The 18,484-nt window shown below is 69.3% G+C and carries 17 protein-coding genes; 9 read left to right on the plus strand and 8 right to left on the minus strand.

The window, feature by feature from the left end:
• Positions 1-146: 146 nt before the first annotated feature.
• The 5 genes from GOHSU_RS12330 to GOHSU_RS12350 all read right to left on the minus strand — a co-directional run bounded on the left by GOHSU_RS12330 (position 147) and on the right by GOHSU_RS12350 (position 5,814).
• Complete coding sequence (locus GOHSU_RS12330; RefSeq protein WP_005942160.1) at positions 147-2,189, minus strand: DUF2339 domain-containing protein; 2,043 nt, start codon at positions 2,187-2,189, stop codon at positions 147-149.
• Positions 2,190-2,277: 88 nt separating this feature from the next.
• Entirely contained in the window at positions 2,278-2,925 is a 648-nt protein-coding gene (locus GOHSU_RS12335; protein WP_005942161.1) for a response regulator, read from the minus strand.
• Positions 2,922-4,136 (minus strand): MacS family sensor histidine kinase, encoded by a 1,215-nt coding sequence (gene macS, locus GOHSU_RS12340; RefSeq protein WP_005942162.1) that lies wholly within the window; start codon positions 4,134-4,136, stop codon positions 2,922-2,924. Before macS ends, GOHSU_RS12335 begins: the two co-directional genes overlap by 4 nt.
• Before the next feature lie 33 nt (positions 4,137-4,169).
• Positions 4,170-4,982: a crotonase/enoyl-CoA hydratase family protein gene (locus tag GOHSU_RS12345; RefSeq protein ID WP_005942163.1), complete on the minus strand. Its 813-nt coding sequence runs from the start codon at positions 4,980-4,982 to the stop codon at positions 4,170-4,172.
• A 4-nt stretch (positions 4,983-4,986) separates the two neighbouring features.
• A complete protein-coding gene (locus tag GOHSU_RS12350) occupies positions 4,987-5,814 on the minus strand; it encodes a fumarylacetoacetate hydrolase family protein (RefSeq protein WP_005942165.1) in 828 nt (275 codons plus the stop codon).
• 449 nt (positions 5,815-6,263) lie between these two features.
• Between GOHSU_RS12350 and dnaK the strand changes: the two genes are divergently transcribed.
• The 5 genes from dnaK to GOHSU_RS12375 all read left to right on the plus strand — a co-directional run bounded on the left by dnaK (position 6,264) and on the right by GOHSU_RS12375 (position 11,222).
• Positions 6,264-8,111 (plus strand): molecular chaperone DnaK, encoded by a 1,848-nt coding sequence (dnaK, locus tag GOHSU_RS12355; protein ID WP_005942167.1) that lies wholly within the window; start codon positions 6,264-6,266, stop codon positions 8,109-8,111.
• Complete coding sequence (gene grpE, locus GOHSU_RS12360) at positions 8,108-8,680, plus strand: nucleotide exchange factor GrpE (RefSeq protein ID WP_005942170.1); 573 nt, start codon at positions 8,108-8,110, stop codon at positions 8,678-8,680. The genes dnaK and grpE overlap by 4 nt, the downstream gene beginning before the upstream one ends.
• Before the next feature lie 177 nt (positions 8,681-8,857).
• Positions 8,858-10,075 (plus strand): molecular chaperone DnaJ, encoded by a 1,218-nt coding sequence (gene dnaJ / locus GOHSU_RS12365; protein WP_005942172.1) that lies wholly within the window; start codon positions 8,858-8,860, stop codon positions 10,073-10,075.
• 6 nt (positions 10,076-10,081) lie between these two features.
• Entirely contained in the window at positions 10,082-10,462 is a 381-nt protein-coding gene (locus GOHSU_RS12370; RefSeq protein WP_005942173.1) for a heat shock protein transcriptional repressor HspR, read from the plus strand.
• 142 nt (positions 10,463-10,604) lie between these two features.
• Positions 10,605-11,222: a malonic semialdehyde reductase gene (locus GOHSU_RS12375; RefSeq protein WP_005942174.1), complete on the plus strand. Its 618-nt coding sequence runs from the start codon at positions 10,605-10,607 to the stop codon at positions 11,220-11,222.
• A gap of 179 nt (positions 11,223-11,401) precedes the next feature.
• On the opposite strand, the gene GOHSU_RS12380 is transcribed toward GOHSU_RS12375, so the two are convergent.
• The gene (locus tag GOHSU_RS12380; RefSeq protein WP_005942175.1) at positions 11,402-12,559 is read right to left on the minus strand and encodes an FAD-binding oxidoreductase; all 1,158 of its coding nucleotides are present in this window, start codon (positions 12,557-12,559) and stop codon (positions 11,402-11,404) included.
• Positions 12,560-12,687: 128 nt separating this feature from the next.
• On the opposite strand from GOHSU_RS12380, the gene GOHSU_RS12385 reads away from it, so the two are divergent.
• Complete coding sequence (locus tag GOHSU_RS12385) at positions 12,688-13,848, plus strand: amidohydrolase family protein (protein WP_005942176.1); 1,161 nt, start codon at positions 12,688-12,690, stop codon at positions 13,846-13,848.
• A gap of 135 nt (positions 13,849-13,983) precedes the next feature.
• Positions 13,984-14,859 carry an SDR family oxidoreductase gene (locus GOHSU_RS12390; RefSeq protein ID WP_005942177.1) on the plus strand — a complete coding sequence of 292 codons (876 nt, stop codon included), beginning with the start codon at positions 13,984-13,986 and terminating at the stop codon, positions 14,857-14,859.
• 37 nt (positions 14,860-14,896) lie between these two features.
• Here GOHSU_RS12390 and GOHSU_RS12395 read toward each other — a convergent pair whose 3' ends face one another.
• Positions 14,897-15,490, minus strand: coding sequence for a TetR/AcrR family transcriptional regulator (locus tag GOHSU_RS12395; RefSeq protein WP_005942178.1), 594 nt, complete (start codon positions 15,488-15,490; stop codon positions 14,897-14,899).
• A gap of 104 nt (positions 15,491-15,594) precedes the next feature.
• Between GOHSU_RS12395 and GOHSU_RS12400 the strand changes: the two genes are divergently transcribed.
• Both GOHSU_RS12400 and GOHSU_RS12405 read left to right on the plus strand, forming a co-directional pair.
• Positions 15,595-16,485, plus strand: a complete 891-nt coding sequence (locus GOHSU_RS12400) for an oxygenase MpaB family protein (protein WP_005942179.1) — start codon at positions 15,595-15,597, stop codon at positions 16,483-16,485.
• The gene (locus GOHSU_RS12405) at positions 16,482-17,003 is read left to right on the plus strand and encodes a DUF4334 domain-containing protein (protein WP_005942180.1); all 522 of its coding nucleotides are present in this window, start codon (positions 16,482-16,484) and stop codon (positions 17,001-17,003) included. Before GOHSU_RS12400 ends, GOHSU_RS12405 begins: the two co-directional genes overlap by 4 nt.
• Positions 17,004-17,318: 315 nt before the next feature.
• On the opposite strand, the gene GOHSU_RS17345 is transcribed toward GOHSU_RS12405, so the two are convergent.
• The coding region (locus tag GOHSU_RS17345; protein ID WP_005942181.1) for an HNH endonuclease signature motif containing protein at positions 17,319-18,484 on the minus strand (1,166 nt) is incomplete at its 5' end.

Raw genomic sequence — 18,484 nt, forward strand, 5'->3', positions numbered from 1 at the left:
CGATAGCTAATTTAGATGGCTCGAAGAGGCTTGGCAAGAGGGACCGGCTGCAATGCTCGCCCTCCCGTCACAGCACTGCGGCCCTCCCGAGATCACTCTCGGGAGGGCCGCGCTGGAAGGCGCCGGAAGCGGATCCGGCCGGGTCGTCAGCCCTGCGGCTGCGTCTTGCATGCGGGGTCCGCGCCACTCGGGTCCGCGGCACTCGGATCCATGCCCGGCGCCTCGTCGCGGGTGTCCAGGCGGTGTGCGTATGCCACGCCCAGACCCAGCAGCACCAGTCCGACCACGATGAAGGCGATCACCCGGAACAGTCCGGCCAGGGCGGCCAGGTCGAACAGGAACAGCTTCGCCACGGCCGCCCCGATCACCAGCAGCCCAGCCGAGAGCACCGCGGTGCGGGCCGCGCCGGCCAGAGTGCGGGCCCACAACAGTGCGGCGGCGCCGGCGGCGACGAAGATCAGGGTCGCGCACAGGTGCCCGGCGCGGAATCCGTCGAGGCTGCCGCCGGTCACGGCCGTGGCGGCGCTGACGCAGAAGACGTTGACCAGAACCAGTCCGGCCACTCCGGCGATGACGACGAGCCGGGTGGAGTCGGTGTCGGTGTGGGGGAACCACACCGCGGTCAGCACTGCCACGGCGGCCAGTGCGATCAGGGCGGCGACCATCAGGCGGATCCGGGACGAACCGTCCAGACCGTCGGCGGCCAGCAGCTGGATCGAGGCCGGCTCCACCAGCGCCAGCAGTCCGGTGGCCAGGGCGATCAGGCCGAGGATACGCAGCGCCGTCGCCATCGAGGTGACGTAGTGGGCGCCCACCCCCAGCGCCAGGGCGGTGCCCAAGACGCTGATGGTGAGCAACTGACCGTCGCCGGTGGCCGCGACGGCGGCCAGCCCGGCGATGATCGCACCGGTGAGCCAGATGGTGCGGACGTCGCTGCCGGCACCGGCGAGGACCGGTCCGGCGACGGTGAGCGCCAGCAGGACCACGGCGGCTCCGCTCAGCAGCGCCGTGCTCACGGTCGCGCTCAGCACGGCGGCGGCGGCGAAGAGGGCCAGTAGCGGGATCAGCCCGGTCAGCGCGAGCTGGACCGGCTGCGAACTGGTGCGCAGCAGCGCCAGCGACGAGCCGGCGGCCAGCACGAAGGCCGCGGACAGCGCGGTCGCATACGCTGCGACCTGGCCGTCGGGCAGCCGGGTGGCGGCCAGCGCGGCCAGCGGCAGAACGGTGGCCACGGTGTTGACCAGGAACAGGACCGGCCAGTCCCGGCCGAGCTGCACCGCCAGGGTCGCCGCGGCGTAGACGAGCATGAACACGATCAGGGTCAGCGTGATCCCACCGGTCAGCACCGGTGACAGTGCGATCAGACCCAGACCGACGGTCACCCCGAGGGCCTGATTGTCCCAACGGCCCGCGACGGCGAAACCGCCTGCGGCGAGGATTCCGGTGAGTATCAGGGCGGCGATCACCGGGAGCCAGTGGTAGATGTTGGCCGCGGCCAGCACGCAGAACAGTGCCGTCACCACGCCGGTGGCGAAGACCGCGGCTGCGACGGTGCGTCGTTGCCGATCACGTCCGGCCCGCAGACCGGCCGCCGCCAGCGCCGCGGCCAGAGCGACACCGCCGCCCACCCGGATCTCCGGGCGCAGGAGACCGGCCTGGGCGGCCAGAATCAGCAGCAGAACGACGCCGATCAGGGTGATCGCGACACCGGCGAACGCCAGGATCTTGCCCAGGGCACCGCCCTCACCGGTGAGTGGGCGCCGCGGACGCGGTGACCTCGGCGGGCGCGGTGTAGTCGCGTAATGCAACAGCGGTTGGCTCGACGGCGGGGCTTGAACGAACTGTGGGGCTTGACCGGGCTGCGGGGTCTGTGTGAACTGCGGGGGCGAGGCGAACGGCGGGGTCTGGGGGAACGGTCGGTTCTGGGGGAACGGCTGGGGTGGCATGTGCTGCCAGGGGGACGGGGGCGGGGTGACCGTCGGGGGAGCCAGCGGCGGAGTCGTCGGCTGCGATCCGGCGAGGTCCGGGGTCGCGGTGGACGGGGTCACGGTGGTCGCGGTGGTCGGGGTTGCGAGCATGCCGGCCAGGTCGGCGACGTCGTCGGAAACTTCGTGCAGGTGCGCGGTGAGCTCTTCCAGTCGGTCGCTGATCCGCGCGACGGCGATGACCGGATCGGGTGTGGTGTTCATGTCTTCCAGCTTCGGCGGCGGCGCGGCGTGGCGGATGCGCAGAACTACCTAGATACGCAGAATGACCCGGCCCCACCGGGTGCGCGGATCAGGAGAGCCCGCGGTCGATCGCGTAGCGGGCCAGCTCGACGCGGTTGCGCAGGTGCAGTTTGCGCAGCGTCGCGCCGACGTGGTTCTCCACGGTGCGGGGACTTAGCTGCAGGCGGGCGGCGATCTGTTTGGAGCTCAGCCCCTTGGCCACATACCGCAGCACCTCGGTCTCCCGGTCGGTCAGCACCGGGGTCTCGTCGTCGGGTTCCCGCGCGATCCGGCGATACTCGCCCAGGACCAGACCGGCCAGTCCCGGGGTGAAGACCGCTTTGCCGGCCGCAGTCGCGGTCACCGCGTCGACCAGTTCGGCGCGCCGAGCACTCTTGACCAGGTAGCCGGTCGCCCCGGCCTTGACCGCCTCCAGGACGTCCTCGCGTTCCTCCGACGCCGAGAGCACCAGGATCCGGGACTCCGGAGACACCGCGAGCACTCCGGCGGTGGCCTGTGCGCCGGTGCCGTCGGGCAGTTGCATGTCCATCAGCACCACCTGCGGTTGCACCGCCTTGGCGATCTGGGCGGCCCGCGCCACCCCGTCGGCGGTGGCGACGACGTCGAACCCCTCCTCGGTGAGATCGCGCGCCACACCGTCGCGCCACATCGGGTGGTCGTCGACCACCATCACGCGGATCGCGGGGGTGCCGGTCATCGGGGCGCTCCTTCGGTCGGGACGGTCAACTCCCATTCTGTGCCCGCACCGGGGGCGGACTCCAGTGCCACCGTGCCGCCGAGCGCCTCGATCCGGCCGATGATCGAACCGCTGATCCCCAGCCGCCCCTCGGCGGCGGCCTGGGCGAGCCGGCCGGGCGCGATGCCGGCGCCGTCGTCGCGCACGCTCAGGACCAGCTGCCCGTCGAGGTCTTCCAGCAGCAGAAAGCTGACGGCGCCGGGGCCGGCATGGCGCCGGGTGTTGTCCAGAATGTTGGCGACGGCCGCCAGGATCTCCTGCGCCCTCGCCGGCTCCAGGGGCACCGGGGTCGCCGGGGTGCTGACCGAGACATCCGCCGCGGTCAGCGCGCGCAGGGCCGCGGCCACATCGACCCGTTCGCCGCGCGTACCTGGCTGGGCGGCGGGGACGTCGTTCTCGGCGATCAGCCGGCGCAACCGCTGTTCACCGGTGGCGGCCAGCTCGGCGAGTTCGCCGGTGGGCCCGCCGATCTCGCGGCCGCGCCGGGCGATCAGGGCCAGTGTCTGCAAGACGCCGTCGTGCACCTGGCGGGCCAGCCGCTCGCGTTCGCGGGCCTGTGCGGCGGCCGCGACGGCGGCGCTCAGCTTCCGGTGGGTCAGCCGGGTGCGGGTGGCCGACAGCCCCACAGCCAGCCCGGCCAGCATCAGCAGCAGGAAGGTCGCATTGCGGCCGACGTTGATGAAGATCTGGCCCTTGACGAAGAAGTTCGTCAGCCCGATCACCGCGCCGGCGCCCGCACCGGTCCAGGCACCGGCCAGCAGGGCCGCCGACAGGACGGCATTGGCGCACCACAGCGTGGTGGGCCAGGTCTGATTCGACTCGATCCACGACTCCGAGGCCACCGCCGAGGTGGACAGCATCGCCGCGACGAACACCGTCAGCTCCACGACGACCCACCACCAGCGCCGCCCGAAACCGAGTAGATAGCCGGTCGCCAGGACCGCGTTGACTACGGTCAGGACCGCGAACAGCATCCATGCCAGCGCCGGGCGCATCAGATCGGGGTTGACCGCGATCTGGAAACCGAGCGCATAGAGAAAGGACACCAGCCGGAAGATCTGCGCCCCGCGCCACAGCGGGCCGACCGGATCCACGTCGTCGCGGCGCCGCCACGACTCGGGGAACAGCCGATCCGCCCCCGCGGTCACGGCGATGCGTCCGGTGGTGGCCACGGCGGGGGCTCCGTCTTTTCCGTTCAGCGCCGGCTAGAACTGGCGGTCGGTGAACGACGGCGGCTTCTTGGCCAGCCCCGCCTTGCGGGCGATGGTGTGGTTGCGGCCGGTCAGCAACCGCACCTGCAGGGCCTGCTCCACGGGGAACGAGAGCCGCGAGCCGTTGTACCAGGTCTGCTCGAACAGCGACTTGGCGGCGGCCACCGCATCGGGGGAGCGTTCGCGGACCGCGGCGATGAGCTCCTCGGCGGCGGCGAACGGGTCGTCGTGCACGCCGCTGATCAGGCCGTACTCCAGCGCGGTGGAGGCGTCGAAGGTCTCACCGGTCATGGTCAGCCGCTTGGCGACGTCGATCGTGGTCAGCTGGGCGATACTCGCCGACAGCGACATGTCCGGGATCAGCCCCCAGCGGGCCTCCATGATCGACAGGTCGGCGTCGGGGGTGGCGAACCGGAAGTCTGCGCCCAGGGCGATCTGCAGGCCGCCGCCGTAGCAGTGCCCGGAGATCACCGCGATCACCGGGACCGGGACGTTGCGCCAGGCCCAGCCGGCGGCCTGGAAGTTGTTGGCCGCCGTGCGCCGCTTGGGCACCAGGGCGCGCATGATGCGTCCGCGCTGATCGGCGGTGGAGGCGAAGTCCAGTCCGGAGCAGAAGGAGTCGCCCTCGCCGGCGATCACCACCGCGCGCAGGGAGCGGTCTTTGGCGGCGCGATCGGCCAGCCGGGCGAGCTGGTCGATCATGTCCAGGGTCAGCGCATTGTGTTTGGCCGGCCGGTTCAGTCGCACGTGCGCGACGTCGTCGCGGACCTCGTAGGTGACCTGGTCGGTGGTCTCTGCCGGGGTCATCGGATCAGACCCGCACCGTGCTGCGGCAGACCCCCAGGCCGGTGATCTCGGTGACGACAGTCTGGCCGGCGGCCAGGTACACCGGATCGCCGGTGTGCGGCGGGGTGCCGGTGGCGATCACATCACCGGGCTGCAGATCGGCGAACCGGGCGACGTGGCGGACTACGTGCACCGGATCGAAGTGCAGATCGGCGGTCTGCCCGGACTGCACCTGCGTGCCGTCGACGGTCGCGGTGAGCGTCAGCTGCGGGGCGGTGCCGCCGGTCAGCTCGTCGGGGGTCACCAGCCACGGGCCGGTGGGGGTGCTGCGGTCCCAGATCTGGGCGGTGCCCCAGGCGTCGAACTCGAAGCCCAGATCACGGTCGGCGACGTCGTTGATCACCGTGAAGCCGGCGATCGCCTGGGCGGCGTCGTCGCTTCCGCGGCCGACGGCCGAACCGATGATGATGCCCAGTTCCACATTGGCCTGCATCTTGTGGGCGTCGCGGGGCAGGATCAGCGGATCGTTCGCGCCGATCAGCGCGGAGGAGAACTTGGTCGACAGTCGCGGTGCCTCGGGCACGCTCACCCCGAGGACCCGGTGGTGCTCGCCGTAGTTGTGCGCCACGCAGATCACCTTGGCCGGATCGAGCACCGGCGGGGCGAAGTCGGCGGTGTCGAGGGCGTACCGGGTGCCGTCGGTGGCCGCGGCGGCTTTGGCAAGACCCTGCGGGTCGGCCAGCAGTGCGCCGAGGTCGGGGTAGCCCAGATCGAGCAGGTCGGTGGTGGAATCAGATTCGACGCGTTTGACGGCGTGCGTGGTGTTCCCGGTACGGATCGTCGCCAGATACATGGCTCCATCATCGCACTGCGGCCGGTCCGGTGGGTCCGGGGTGAGCCGGGAGGGTTCTTGGCCGAGCACAACCGTCACGCACGACCGCCCCGGATGTGCACAGGTGTCACCGATCGTCCGGTTCTGTGACGGTCGGGTGCGCTGGTGACGGTTGTGCGTGACGGCTGTGCTCGGGTGCCGGCGGCACGAACCATCCCCACGTGACGAGGATCACGCTAAAGTTCAGCGTATTGCTGTCAACTTTGGGAAGCTTTCCGGGGGGAGTGCGGTTGTACTGATCGAGAAGCTTGAGTGTGAGCGACTCAAGATGGCTTGACGGCAGCGCGCCGGCGTTCTACATCTTGAGTGTGCGGCACTGAAGTTTCTGGAGACCATACAGAAGTCAGGGCCCTCGGCCCGCTGGAAGACAACCGGCCCCATCGGGGCCGTCAACTGGGAGGAACACACATATGTCACGTGCTGTCGGAATCGACCTGGGCACCACCAACTCGGCACTGTCGGTGCTCGAGGGTGGCGAGCCGGTCGTCGTCACCAACGCCGAAGGCTCCCGGACCACTCCGTCCGTCGTCGCCTTCGCTCGCAACGGCGAGGTCCTGGTGGGTCAGCCCGCCAAGAACCAGGCCGTCACCAACGTCGATCGCACCGTGCGTTCGGTCAAGCGCCACATGGGCGAAGACTGGAGCACCGAGATCGACGACAAGAAGTACACGCCGCAGGAGATCAGCGCCCGCACGCTGATGAAGCTCAAGCGCGACGCCGAAGCCTACCTGGGTGAGGACGTCACCGAAGCGGTCATCACCGTGCCGGCCTACTTCAACGACGCTCAGCGTCAGGCCACCAAGGAAGCCGGCCAGATCGCCGGCCTGGAAGTCCTGCGTATCGTCAACGAGCCCACCGCCGCGGCCCTGGCCTACGGCCTGGACAAGGGCGGTAAGGAACAGACCATCCTGGTCTTCGACCTCGGCGGCGGCACCTTCGACGTCTCCCTGCTGGAGATCGGCGACGGTGTGGTCGAGGTCCGTGCCACCTCCGGCGACAACAAGCTCGGCGGCGACGACTGGGACGAGCGCCTGGTCACCTGGCTCGTCGACAAGTTCAAGGCCACCTCGGGCATCGACCTGACCAAGGACAAGATGGCCATGCAGCGTCTGCGTGAGGCTGCCGAGAAGGCCAAGATCGAGCTGTCTGCCAGCCAGAGCACCACGATCAACCTGCCGTACATCACCGTGGACGCGGACAAGAACCCGCTGTTCCTGGACGAGACCCTGACTCGCGCCGAGTTCCAGAAGATCACCCAGGACCTGCTGGACCGCTGCCGCACGCCGTTCGAGGCCGTCATCAAGGACGCCGGCATCAAGGTCGACGACATCGACCAGGTGGTGCTGGTCGGCGGCTCGACCCGTATGCCCGCGGTCAGCGACCTGGTCAAGGATCTGACCAACGGCCGCGAGCCCAACAAGGGCGTGAACCCGGACGAGGTGGTCGCCGTCGGCGCCGCACTGCAGGCCGGTGTCCTCAAGGGCGACGTCAAGGACGTGCTGCTGCTGGACGTGACCCCGCTGAGCCTCGGTATCGAGACCAAGGGCGGCGTCATGCACAAGCTGATCGAGCGGAACACCACCATTCCGACCAAGCGGTCGGAGACCTACACCACCGCTGAGGACAACCAGCCGTCGGTGCAGATCCAGGTGTACCAGGGCGAGCGCGACATCGCGACGCACAACAAGCTGCTCGGCAGCTTCGAACTGGGCGGCATCGCGCCGGCTCCGCAGGGTGTCCCGCAGATCGAGGTGACCTTCGACATCGACGCCAACGGCATCGTGCACGTCACCGCGAAGGACAAGGGCACCGGCAAGGAGAACAGCATCCGGATCCAGGACGGCTCGGGCCTGTCCAAGGACGAGATCGACCGCATGGTCAAGGATGCCGAACTGCATGCCGAGGAGGACCGCAAGCGTCGCGAAGAGGCCGAGACCCGCAACCAGGCCGAGTCCCTGGTCCACCAGACCGAGAAGGTGCTGAAGGACAACGAGGACAAGCTGCCCGCCGACGTCATCAGCGACGTCAAGGGTGCGGTCGAGGAGGCCAACGAGGCGCTCAAGGGCACCGATACGGCCGCCATCCGCAGCGCGATCGAGAAGCTCTCGGAGCGTTCGCAGAAGATGGGTGAGGCGATCTACGCCAACGCCCAGAACGAGGCGCCCGCCGACGCCGCCGGTGGTTCCGGTGACGACGATGTGGTGGACGCCGAGGTGGTGGACGCCGAGGTCGTCGACGATCCGGCGGACGACAAGTGACCCAGCCGTATGCCGGTGAACCCGGTGCGCCCGAAGAGGACGTGACCGTCGAAGCCGAATTCGTCGAGGACGCCGCTGCGGCGGGGGATCAGTCCCCCGCCGCGGGCGGCGGCTCGCCGGAGCAGGCACAGGTGGTCGAACTCACCGAGGCGCTGCAGCGGGAACGAGCTCAATTCCAGAACTTCAAACGGCGCAGTGCCGAGGAGTTCTCGCAGGCCGCAGCCGGAGGTAAGGCCCGGCTGCTGGAGAAGCTGCTGCCACTGCTGGACGATTTCGACCGTGCCCGCGAGCACGGCGATCTGCAGGAGGGGCCGCTCAAGGCCTTCGCCGACAAGCTCGGCGACATCCTGGCCGGCGAGCAACTGGTCCGATTCGGGGCTCCGGGGGAGGAATTCAACCCCGAGCGTCACGAAGCGATCCAGAATGAGGGAAGTGGCGTCGATCCGGTGATCGGGACGGTGTTCCGTCCCGGCTATCAGGTCGGCGACAAGGTGATCCGGTCGGCGATGGTCATCGTCACCGATCGCGATCCGGCGGCGCCCGGCGCCGCGAACACCGAAGACGCGTGATGGCACCGGGTGCGGATCTGTGGGCGCGAAGGCGCCGATCCGCACCCGGTCTCCGCGCACGAGAGACTTTTACGCCCGCACCGGGCGAGCAGAACTGAATACCGGCAAGACTGGACTGACAAGACTGAAAACTGACACGAACAACTTCGACACGAACAACAAGGAGGTGACGCCGGAATGGCGGTACAACGCGAATGGCTCGACCGAGACTTCTACGCCGATCTAGGCGTCGCTTCGGATGCATCGGCGGCCGACATCAAGAAGGCCTACCGGAAACTCGCAGCCCAGCTGCACCCGGACCGCAACCCCGGCGACACCGCCGCAGAGGAGCGCTTCAAGAAGGTCTCCGAGGCCAACAGCGTGCTGTCCGATGCAACGAAGCGCAAAGAGTACGACGAGGCTCGTGCGCTGATGGCCAGTGGCCGCTACCGCGGTGGCGGCGGCGACCCGTTCGGCGGCGCCGGCGGTTTCACCGCGCGGCCCGGCGGAGGCGGCTACACCACCACCGGTGGCTTCGATATCGGCGACCTGGGCGACCTGTTCGGCGCCGGCGGCGGGGGCGGCGGTGCCGGCTTCGACATCGGCGACCTGTTCGGTGGCATGGGCCGCAGCCGCGGTCGGGCCGCCCAGCAACCCCAGCGACCGCGCCGCGGCAACGATCTGCAGGCCGAGACTACGCTGGCCTTCCGCGACGCGGTCAAGGGCAACACCATCCGGCTGGAGGTGACCAGCCCGTCGCCGTGCACGTCGTGCCACGGCAGCGGCGCCAAGGCCGGCACCAGTCCGCGGACCTGTACCGCATGCAACGGCAGCGGCTTCATTCAGCGGGATCAGGGGCACTTCGGCTTCGCCGAACCCGACCCCGAATGCCAGGGCACCGGCACCCGGATCGACGAGCCGTGCCCGGACTGCTCCGGCAGCGGCGTGCAGGTGCGCAAGCGGACCATCAACGTCAAGATTCCGGTGGGCGTCGAGGACGGGCAGCGTATCCGGCTGACCGGGCAGGGCGAAGCCGGTCAGCGGGGCACCCCCTCGGGTGACCTGTACGTGACGGTCCATGTGACCCCCGATCCGCTGTTCACCCGGTCGGGGAACGATCTCAAACTGACCCTGCCGGTGAGCTTCTCCGAGCTGGTGCTCGGAGCCACGGTCTCGGTCCCGACCCTCGACGGCAAGGTGGGCGTCAAGATTCCGCCGCACACCGCCGACGGCCGGGTCCTGCGGCTCAAGGGCCGCGGGGTGCCCAAGCGTGCCGGCGGTGCCGGCGACCTGCTGGTGACCGTCAAGGTGGCGGTGCCGCCCAAGTTGGACGAGGCCGCGCTCGATGCCATGAAGGCATACGCGGAGGCCGAGAAGGCCGACGGCTTCGACCCGCGGGCGGGCTGGGGACGGTGACGCATCATGCGCGAGAAAGAGCGAGATGACACAGCCACCTACCTGATCTCGGTGGCGGCAGAGTTGTCGGGCATGCACGCGCAGACCCTGCGGACCTACGACCGGCTGGGTCTGGTGACCCCGCAGCGCACCAGCGGCGGTGGCCGCCGGTACTCACCGCGCGACGTTGCCCGGCTCCGGGAGATCCAACGCCTGTCGCAGGACGAGGGCGTCAACCTGGCCGGGATCAAGAGGATCATCGCGCTGAGCGATGAACTCGAGCAGCTGCACCGCAAGGTCGCCGAGCTGAACCGGCGGACGACCGGGAACGGCGGCGAGGTGGTGCACGTGCAGCGATCTAATTCGGTGGTCGTGTGGGAGCCGCGTCAGCGACGCCGACGCGCCTGAACCACGACGAGGAACACGAGGAGAGGGCCTCACCCCGGTGACGGGGTGGGGCCCTCACTTCGTGGGGTCGTCGTAGGTGCGGTGGGGCAGATCACTGGTCTGGCCGGGATGGTTTGACGAGGAGGAGCCGTTGAACGGACACATGAGCACCCCTGTTTCGACCCGTGTCGAGCCCCTGATCGACGATGCTGCGCAGGACGTGCTGTTCCGGCAGGCACGCACCGCCAACGCCTTCACCGACGAGCCGGTGACCGACGAACAGATCGAGGCGATCTACGACCTGGTCAAGTGGGCGCCGACGGCGATGAACTCCCAGCCGCTGCGCGTGGTCGTCGTGCGGTCCGATGAGGCTAAGGCCCGGCTGCTGCCGCACATGGCAGAGGGCAACCGCGCCAAGACCGGGACCGCGCCGGCGGTAGCCCTCCTGGCCGCCGACGTCGACTTCCACGACGAGTTCGGCAAGACCTTCCCTCACTTTCCGGGTGCCCGCGACGTGTTCGCCGGAGATGAGCAGGCACGCGCTGCTACCGCCGAATTGAACACCGGCCTGCAGGTCGGCTACTTCATCGTCGGTGTCCGCGCCCTCGGCCTGGCGGCCGGCCCGATGACCGGCTTCGATGCCGAAGGCGTGTCGAAGGAGTTCTTCCCCGACGGCCGGCACCGGGTGATGGTCGCGGTCAACATGGGCAAGCCCGCCGACAACGGCTGGTTCGACCGGCTGCCGCGCCTGGACTTCGACGAAGTCGTCGAGATCCTCTAGCGGCTCGGGCCCTGTCGGCGGCGTGTCGCGACTCATTCTGGCAGGTCGCTGCCCGCCTGACGGCGCGACATGGCGAAATGAGTCGCGACACGCCCGCCGGGGCCCGGAGAGCGACACGCCCGCCGGGGGCCCGGAGAGCGCCGGGGGTCGCGGCAGCGAGCAGATGGGTCGGTGCAGACTCAGTCGAGCACGGGGTCGTGCTGCATCTGATCGGTGGGCACTCCGGCCATGCGCAGCTTCAGCTTGGTGGAGGTGATCATGTCGGCGGGACCGGCGATCAGCACCTGCCGGTCGGTCCAGTCGCCGTACTGGGCGACGATGTCGCCGACTCTTCCGCGCAGGACTTCGAAGCCCCACTGGTGCGGATCGGGGGCGCCCTCGACCCACCACGGATCGGTGCTGTCGTCGACCACGGCGGTGACCTTGAGCCACGGGTTGACCGCGGCGAGTTCGCGCAGCATGCCCAGCTCGTAGAGTTCCCCGGGGAACCGGGCGCCGTAGAACAGATGCGTCGGCGCCGAATCGGCGTGCAGCGCCATCGACAGCAGGATCGCCCGCAGCGGTGCGAGCCCGGTTCCGCCGGCGACCATCAGAACGGACCGGCCGGCCTCCACCTGCAAAGTGCCGTGCGCCTGAGCGAAGGTCCAGATGTCGCCGGGCGCAGTCTCTTTCACGATCGAGGTGCTCACGTGCCCGCCGGGTACCGAGCGCACGTGGAACTCAAGCTCCCCGGCGTCGTTCGGGGGGATCGACGGTGACAGGTTGCGCCAGGCGTGCGGCCACTGCGGGATCCGCGTCTCCAGGTACTGGCCGGCGCGGAACTGCGGCATCGGGTCGAGCGCGATCAACCGGACGACGACGCGCTCACGGTTGATGTCGAACTTCTGCACCACCTGCGCCCGCCAGGTCGCCGGACCGGGAACGCTCTGCGCCGCACCGCGCATCACCCCGGTTGTCAGCATGATCGCCTGCGCGACGGTCTCGGCGGTCGCGCGGTCCCACCGCGGTCCCAGGGCCGCGGCGGCCTCGTCGACCAGCGCCTGCGCCATCACGTTGTAGTGCTCCTCGGTGACCCCGTACTTGCGGTGGTCCCGCCCGAGTTGGGCCAGCAGCTCGATCAGCTCGTCGTGGCCGTCGTCGCCGGGGAGCACGTCCAGGACGTGTTCGATCACATCGGTGAAGGCCTCGCGCAGATGGCTCAAGTGGGCCGGGAACATGTCGCGCAGCGTCGGTGCCGAACCGAACAGCCGGGCGAAGACATTGCGGGCGAAGGTGTCCGGGTCGGCGGCGAGGCGATCACGCAGATCATGCAGTACCGGTCGAGCGGTCTCGCTCATGACAGAACCTCTTCCCTCGCCTCGACGTCGTTGATCGGCCTACGGCCCCTTCACAGAATAGTCCTGTGCACCGACGCATTCGTTTTCCAGACGCGCACTCGGCCCGGTGATGTGGGACGCTTATCGTCGTGGCGACGTTGGTGGGGACGGTCCCGAGCATCATCGATGCGCGAGTCCACTTCTTTGATCCGCGGACTCCGCCGTGGAGTCTGCAGCGGATCGGCCGGGCGTCGGTCCCGGTCCTACGCGCCCTGCCCCGCCCGCTGCTGTGGATCGCCTCGCAGTTCACCCAGGAACACAGTCTCAGCGGCATCGCCGGTCCGGGGCTGCTGGCCCGCCGCTACCAGCTGGCCGACTACACCAAAGACCTGGCGGGTCTGCAGTCGGTGGCCGGGGTCCCGGTGTCGGCGGTGATCCCCGTGGATTCGCAGTGGCGCCGGCGGCAATCCGCCGAAGACAGCCCCGAGGCCTTCCAGCGCGATCTGGACCATCTGCTCGCGCAGCCCTACGGGGTCGACGGTATGCCGCGGCTGGGCGGGGTGATCGTGCCGCTGGACGAGCGCGCCGTGGGGCTGGGTGTACGACGACTGCTCGATGAGGACGACGACGACCTGATCCGCGGGGTGCGGTTGCGTTGGGCCCGGCATCCCGATCCGCTGGTGCATGATTGGACGTCCACGCCCGACGCGTTCGCCACCGCGCACGTCGAGCGGGTGCTGCCCGACCTGATCCGGCGCGGTCTGGTGATCGAGACGCTCTGCTATTCGCATCAGCTCGGCGAGCTGGTCGAGGTGGCCGACCGCTACCCGGAGGCGACCTTCGTCGTCGAACATCTCGGATTGCCCGCCGGTGTCTTCGGTCCGGTCGGCAACTCCACCGGCGCCACCGCCGCCGCCCGCGCCGACATCCTGAACCTGTGGCGCGAGCGGATGGCCATGCTCGCCGCGCGACCGAACGTGCTGGTCAAGATCAGTGCGATCGCCTCGCCCATCCTGGGGTACGGGAACGAGAAGTCGGGCAACATCGGCGGCCAGCACATCCTGGCCGACATGATCGGGCCGCTGGTGCTGCATGTGGTCGACCGCTTCGGCCCGCGCCGGGTGATCTTTGGTTCCAACGCCCCACTGGACGGGCACAACGCGTCGATCGGGGTCACCGTCGGGGCGCTGCTCGATGTCCTCGGCGACCGCGGCGAGTATCTGCTGGCGCATCTGTTCTACGAGAACGCCCGCCGGGTGTACCGGGTCGACGATGCGGCGACCCCGGACGCCGGTAGCGCAGAGACGTAGCCCCGCCGGGTGCCCCAGGCCGGGTGCTCGAGCGCACGTGGCAGCAGGCTTTCCGGACACCAGCGGGGCCTCACCGGACCTGTCTACGCTGGAGTAGGCGGTGCCCGATTCGAGGCCCCGGACAGAGGGGATCTCATGGGGACTTATGTGGTGACCGGATCGGCGTCCGGTATGGGCGCGGCGATCGCGACGCGGCTGCGCGACGCCGATCATCGGGTGATCGGCGTCGATCGGGCAGAGGCCGAGGTGGTGGCGGATCTGTCGACACCGGCCGGCCGGCAGCTGGCGATCGACGAGGTGCTGGCGCAGTGTGATGGGCGGCTCGACGGTGCGGTGCTGGCGGCCGGGCTCGGACCCAGACGCGGGGCCGAACGCACCATCGTCGAGGTGAACGTGCTGGGTGTGACCGAACTGCTCGACGGCCTGCGCCCCGCGCTGGCCGCGGGCGACAAGGCCAAAGTCGTCGTCGTCGGATCCAACTCGACCACATCCACACCGCTGGTTCCGGCCCGGGCGATCTCGCAGCTCAAACGCGGTGACACCGAGGCGGCGACCCGCATCATCGTGCGACGACGGCAGCTGGCGCCGGCGATCGCCTATGCCGCCTCGAAGCTCGCGGTGAGCCACTGGTGCCGCGAACATGCGGTGACCGCCGACTGGGCGGGCTCGGGGATCCGGCTCAACCTGCTGGCTCCCGGCCCGGTGATGACTCCGCTGCTGCGATCGCAGCTGGACAGTCCCACCGGCAAACAGGTGCGCAGCTTCCCGGTGCCGGCGCGCGAGTACGGCACACCCGAGCAGATCGCCGACTGGGCGATGACCATGCTCTCGCCGGCCGCGGACTTCATGGTCGGCGCGGTGGTCACCGTCGACGGCGGCACCGAGGCGCTCATGCGTCCGGACGCCTGGCCGGCCCGGCTGCCGCTGCGCACCCTGCCGCGCATGCTGTGGGCGATGAAGCAGGCGCCGGCGCGCGGGCAGGTGGCCGACTACTCCTCGCTGCCGGACTGAGCCAGAGCCGGACTGAGTCAGAGCCGGAGGGTAGGTCTCAGGCGACCGGATGGTTCGCCAGCGCCGCCTGCACGTGCGGGTCGGTGTCCATCAGATGCCGCATGCTCCACTCCAGGTCGGCGAGGGGGCCGTCGCCCATCTCATGACCGATCAGCAGCAGCATGGCCGTCGATGCCAGCCGTGCGGCGTGTTCGGGGGCGACTCCGAGTTCGCAGGAGTAGCGCGCCACCGCTTCCCGGCGCACCGCGTCGACCTGTTCCAGCGCGCTGCGCACCTGCGCATCGCCGGCCGCCCAGACCCGGATGGCGGCCTCGGAACGGTGGGGCAGGTCCAGGGCGACCCGGATCAGCGCATCAACCCGCTCGGCCGACGCGGGCTGGATGTCGAGCCAGGCCACCAGCTGATCGGTCGACTCGGTGCGCCAGTGGCTGATCAGCGCGGTCTCGAACTGCTTCCAGTTGCGGAAGGAGTGATAGAAGGCGCCGGTGGTCAGGCCGGTCTCAGCGCAGACCGCAGCCTGTTTGAACCCCGGGTAGCCGTCGCGGGCGAGCACTCGCATCCCGGCCTGCAGAAAGCGTTCCCGCAGCGGAGAAGTCTGGGTAGCAGCGCTTTCGTGGTCGGCCGAGCTCATGGTGCCGATTCTGCCATGTCGGCAAAGCCCTTGCCGCGGTCCATAAGTTGACTTATGCTCAGGCGAACCAACGCTGCGTGCCCGCTGACGAGGAAGGCCATCTGATGTTCCGCTGGAACCGAAACCGGGGGCTGGACCCCAAGACCGACTTCGAGCAGATGTACCGCAATCTGGCGCTGTACGACTTCCCCTGGGATATCAACCAGGCGCTCAGCTTCGCGCTGTTCCGCACCTACGCGGTCCCGAGCGTCGGCGGTCTGCTCGATCGCAGCGGCGGCTTCGTAGACACGCAGAAGCGGTACGACGACACCGCGCTGCTGCTGGAGCGGCCGCTGGTGTGTGGTTTCTCCGCTGTCGAGGGCAAGACGGCGCTGCGCCGGATCAACCAGATGCATCGCGAGTACGACATCACCAACGACGACATGCTGTACGTGCTGTCGACGTTCGTCGTGGTCCCCAAGCGCTGGATCGACGACTACGGCTGGCGCTCGCTGACCTACGACGAGGTGGTCGCGGTGGTGAACTACTACCGCAAACTCGGCCGGCACATGAACATCAAGGACATTCCGGAGACCTACGACGAGTTCGCCGACCTGATGGACTCGTACGAGCAGCAGCACTTCGCCTACGACGAGGGCGGCCGCCGGGTGGCGGACATGACCATGGAACTGTTCGCCACCTTCTACCCGCGCCCGGCCCGCCCGGCGGTTCGGGTGTTCTCCCGGGCGCTGATGGATGAGCCGCTGCTGCGGGCGTTCAGGTACGACGCCCCGCCTGCGCTGGTGCAGACGGCATCCCGTGCGGCGTTGCGAGCGCGAGGCGTACTGGTCCGCATGCTGCCGCCGCGGCTGCGCGCCAAGCGCTTCGAGGACACCCACCGGCAGAAGACCTACCGCAAGGGCGAGGTGGTGACCGCGCAGCTCGGTACGTTCCCCGGCGGCTGTCCGGTGCCGCACGAGGCTGTGCAGCAGGCCACCGAAGTCGTCGCAGGATGACCGATATCGCGGGCCTACAGGCCGGGCTCGACTCCGACCGCGCGGCCGAGATCTTCGACTCGCTGCCGCCGGTGACTACCGAGCAGATCCTGGGCCGATGGCACGGCAGCGAGGTCCCCACGGCCCATCCGATGGATGGGCTGCTGGACGTCTCGGGTTGGTACGGGAAGGAATTCGCCGACGCCGACCACGTGCACCCGCTGCTGTTCGGTGCGCCCGGACGGCTGTATGCGGTGAACCCGAAGCTGATGCCGTTGGGCACACTCAACCGCCTCGGTGACCGCTTTCCGCGCTGGCTGCCGCCCGGGGGTCGTGCGGCCTTCCGGCTGGCCCGGACACGACGGCATCGTGCGCGGCTGCGCGAGGTGTCCTACCGCGGTGCGGTCAGTGCGGCGATGGTCTACGACGATCTGCCGATCATTGATCACTTCCGGATGGTCGACGCGGACACTCTGCTCGGTGCGATGGATCAACGCGGCTCGGCCCGCCCGTACTTCTTCCTGCTGCAGCGAGACTGAGACCGTTTCCCTCCTTCCCATCCTCATCCTGCACCGGGGCTGAGGCCCTTCGCGGCCTGCGCGAGCGTCTGCCGCTTCTTGCGTGATGGTGGGGGCTCCTCGACGAACCCGGTTCCGCGATGCGGGCGGCCGGATATTTCGTGACGTGGGTGCAGTCCGTTCTTGCGGCGGGCGCTGCTTCGAGCGGCCCCGTTGGCCATCGCAGCGGCCTGCGCATCCTGCGCTCCCCGGCGTCTTTCAGTCTTCGGGCATGCCGGTGGCCCGGCCGGTTGGTGGTGGGCCGGGTTGGCGGGGTTGGTGGGGTTGGTGGTGGGGTTAGGCGGCTTCGGGTGGTCCGGTGGTGTTGGGGGTGTGTGGTGGTGGGGTGGCGAGTCGGTGGGGGAGTCCGGGTGGTGTGGGGTGGGCGAGCTTTTCGGGGTGGAACATGGGGTTGGTGGTCCAGGGGGTGTTGTGGCCTGCTGGTCGCCAGGCGACGCGGCCGGTGTGGGGGCCGGTGGGCAGGATGGTGGTTTCCCAGGTTCCTGGTTGGGTGCCGCCGGCGCGGTTGTGGGGGCCGCAGGCGCCGCCGAGGTGGTCGATGTCGGTGTGGCCGCCGTGGGCCCAGTCGGGCATGTGGTGGGCTTGGGTGCGGGTGAAGGGTTGGGTGCAGCCGGGGGCGGTGCAGCCGCGGTCACGGGCGAATAGTGCTAGGCGTTGGGCTTTGGTGGCGGTGCGGCGGGAGCGGCCGAGGTAGAGGATTTGGGAGGTGGCTCCGGCGAAGACGGCGAGGTAGGGGGTGGTGTCGGCGGCCAGGGCGACCAGGTCGCTGACTGGTAGGCGGGTGCCGGTGGCGGTGTAGGCCACGCCGGCGCCGCGGGCGAGGTCTTCGTCGGAGACGGTGACCACGATTTGGGAGGTGATGTTGTTGCCGTTGGCGGCGGCGGCGGTGTGGGAGTTCAGGTGTGACAGGGCGGCCAGGAGGCCGTCGTGTTGGCGTTGGCTGTGGCTGCGGAGGTCGCGGGCGGCGGCTGCGGCCAGGGCGGCTTGGTCCAGGCCGGGTTGGTCGATGGTGCCGTGGGGGGAGTCGGGGTCTTGGGGGTTGTTCATGCCGGGGGCGGCCCATAGGTGCAGGGTGGTTTCCAGGGTGGTGCGTAGCAGTGGGGTCAGGGTGGCCCGGATTTTGGATAGGAGTTGACGGTTCTGGGCTTGGATGGACAGGCCGCGGCGGCGTTGGCGTTCGGTGTCGTCGGTCAGGGTGCCGTCGGGGTCCAGGTGGGCCAGGATGCGGTTGCCGACGGCGGTGAGGTTGCCCGGGTCCAGGGTGGTCGCGGCGTCGGCGAGCATGGTTTCGGCGGTGTCGCGGTCGGCGGGGTCGGCGGTGGTGGGGATTTTGTTCATGATCTGGGCGATGACGAGGATGTGTTCGCGGCCGATGAGTCCTTGGGCCAGGGCGGTGGTGCTCGCCGGGAGGGCGGGGTCGAGTTTTTCTCCGGTCAGTCCGG

Origin of the sequence: Gordonia hirsuta DSM 44140 = NBRC 16056, from assembly GCF_000333015.1 — a bacterium.
In the GTDB taxonomy this organism is placed as follows: domain Bacteria; phylum Actinomycetota; class Actinomycetes; order Mycobacteriales; family Mycobacteriaceae; genus Gordonia; species Gordonia hirsuta.

Bases quoted from the DNA above. Each gene is read 5' to 3' on its own strand.
- GOHSU_RS12330 (WP_005942160.1), bottom strand. From the start codon at position 2,189: ATGAACACCACACCCGATCCGGTCATCGCCGTCGCGCGGATCAGCGAC.
- GOHSU_RS12335 (WP_005942161.1), bottom strand. From the start codon at position 2,925: ATGACCGGCACCCCCGCGATCCGCGTGATGGTGGTCGACGACCACCCG.
- GOHSU_RS12345 (WP_005942163.1), bottom strand. From the start codon at position 4,982: ATGACCCCGGCAGAGACCACCGACCAGGTCACCTACGAGGTCCGCGAC.
- GOHSU_RS12350 (WP_005942165.1), bottom strand. From the start codon at position 5,814: ATGTATCTGGCGACGATCCGTACCGGGAACACCACGCACGCCGTCAAA.
- dnaK (WP_005942167.1), top strand. From the start codon at position 6,264: ATGTCACGTGCTGTCGGAATCGACCTGGGCACCACCAACTCGGCACTG.
- dnaJ (WP_005942172.1), top strand. From the start codon at position 8,858: ATGGCGGTACAACGCGAATGGCTCGACCGAGACTTCTACGCCGATCTA.
- GOHSU_RS12370 (WP_005942173.1), top strand. From the start codon at position 10,082: ATGCGCGAGAAAGAGCGAGATGACACAGCCACCTACCTGATCTCGGTG.
- GOHSU_RS12375 (WP_005942174.1), top strand. From the start codon at position 10,605: ATGAGCACCCCTGTTTCGACCCGTGTCGAGCCCCTGATCGACGATGCT.
- GOHSU_RS12380 (WP_005942175.1), bottom strand. From the start codon at position 12,559: ATGAGCGAGACCGCTCGACCGGTACTGCATGATCTGCGTGATCGCCTC.
- GOHSU_RS12390 (WP_005942177.1), top strand. From the start codon at position 13,984: ATGGGGACTTATGTGGTGACCGGATCGGCGTCCGGTATGGGCGCGGCG.
- GOHSU_RS12395 (WP_005942178.1), bottom strand. From the start codon at position 15,490: ATGAGCTCGGCCGACCACGAAAGCGCTGCTACCCAGACTTCTCCGCTG.
- GOHSU_RS12400 (WP_005942179.1), top strand. From the start codon at position 15,595: ATGTTCCGCTGGAACCGAAACCGGGGGCTGGACCCCAAGACCGACTTC.
- GOHSU_RS12405 (WP_005942180.1), top strand. From the start codon at position 16,482: ATGACCGATATCGCGGGCCTACAGGCCGGGCTCGACTCCGACCGCGCG.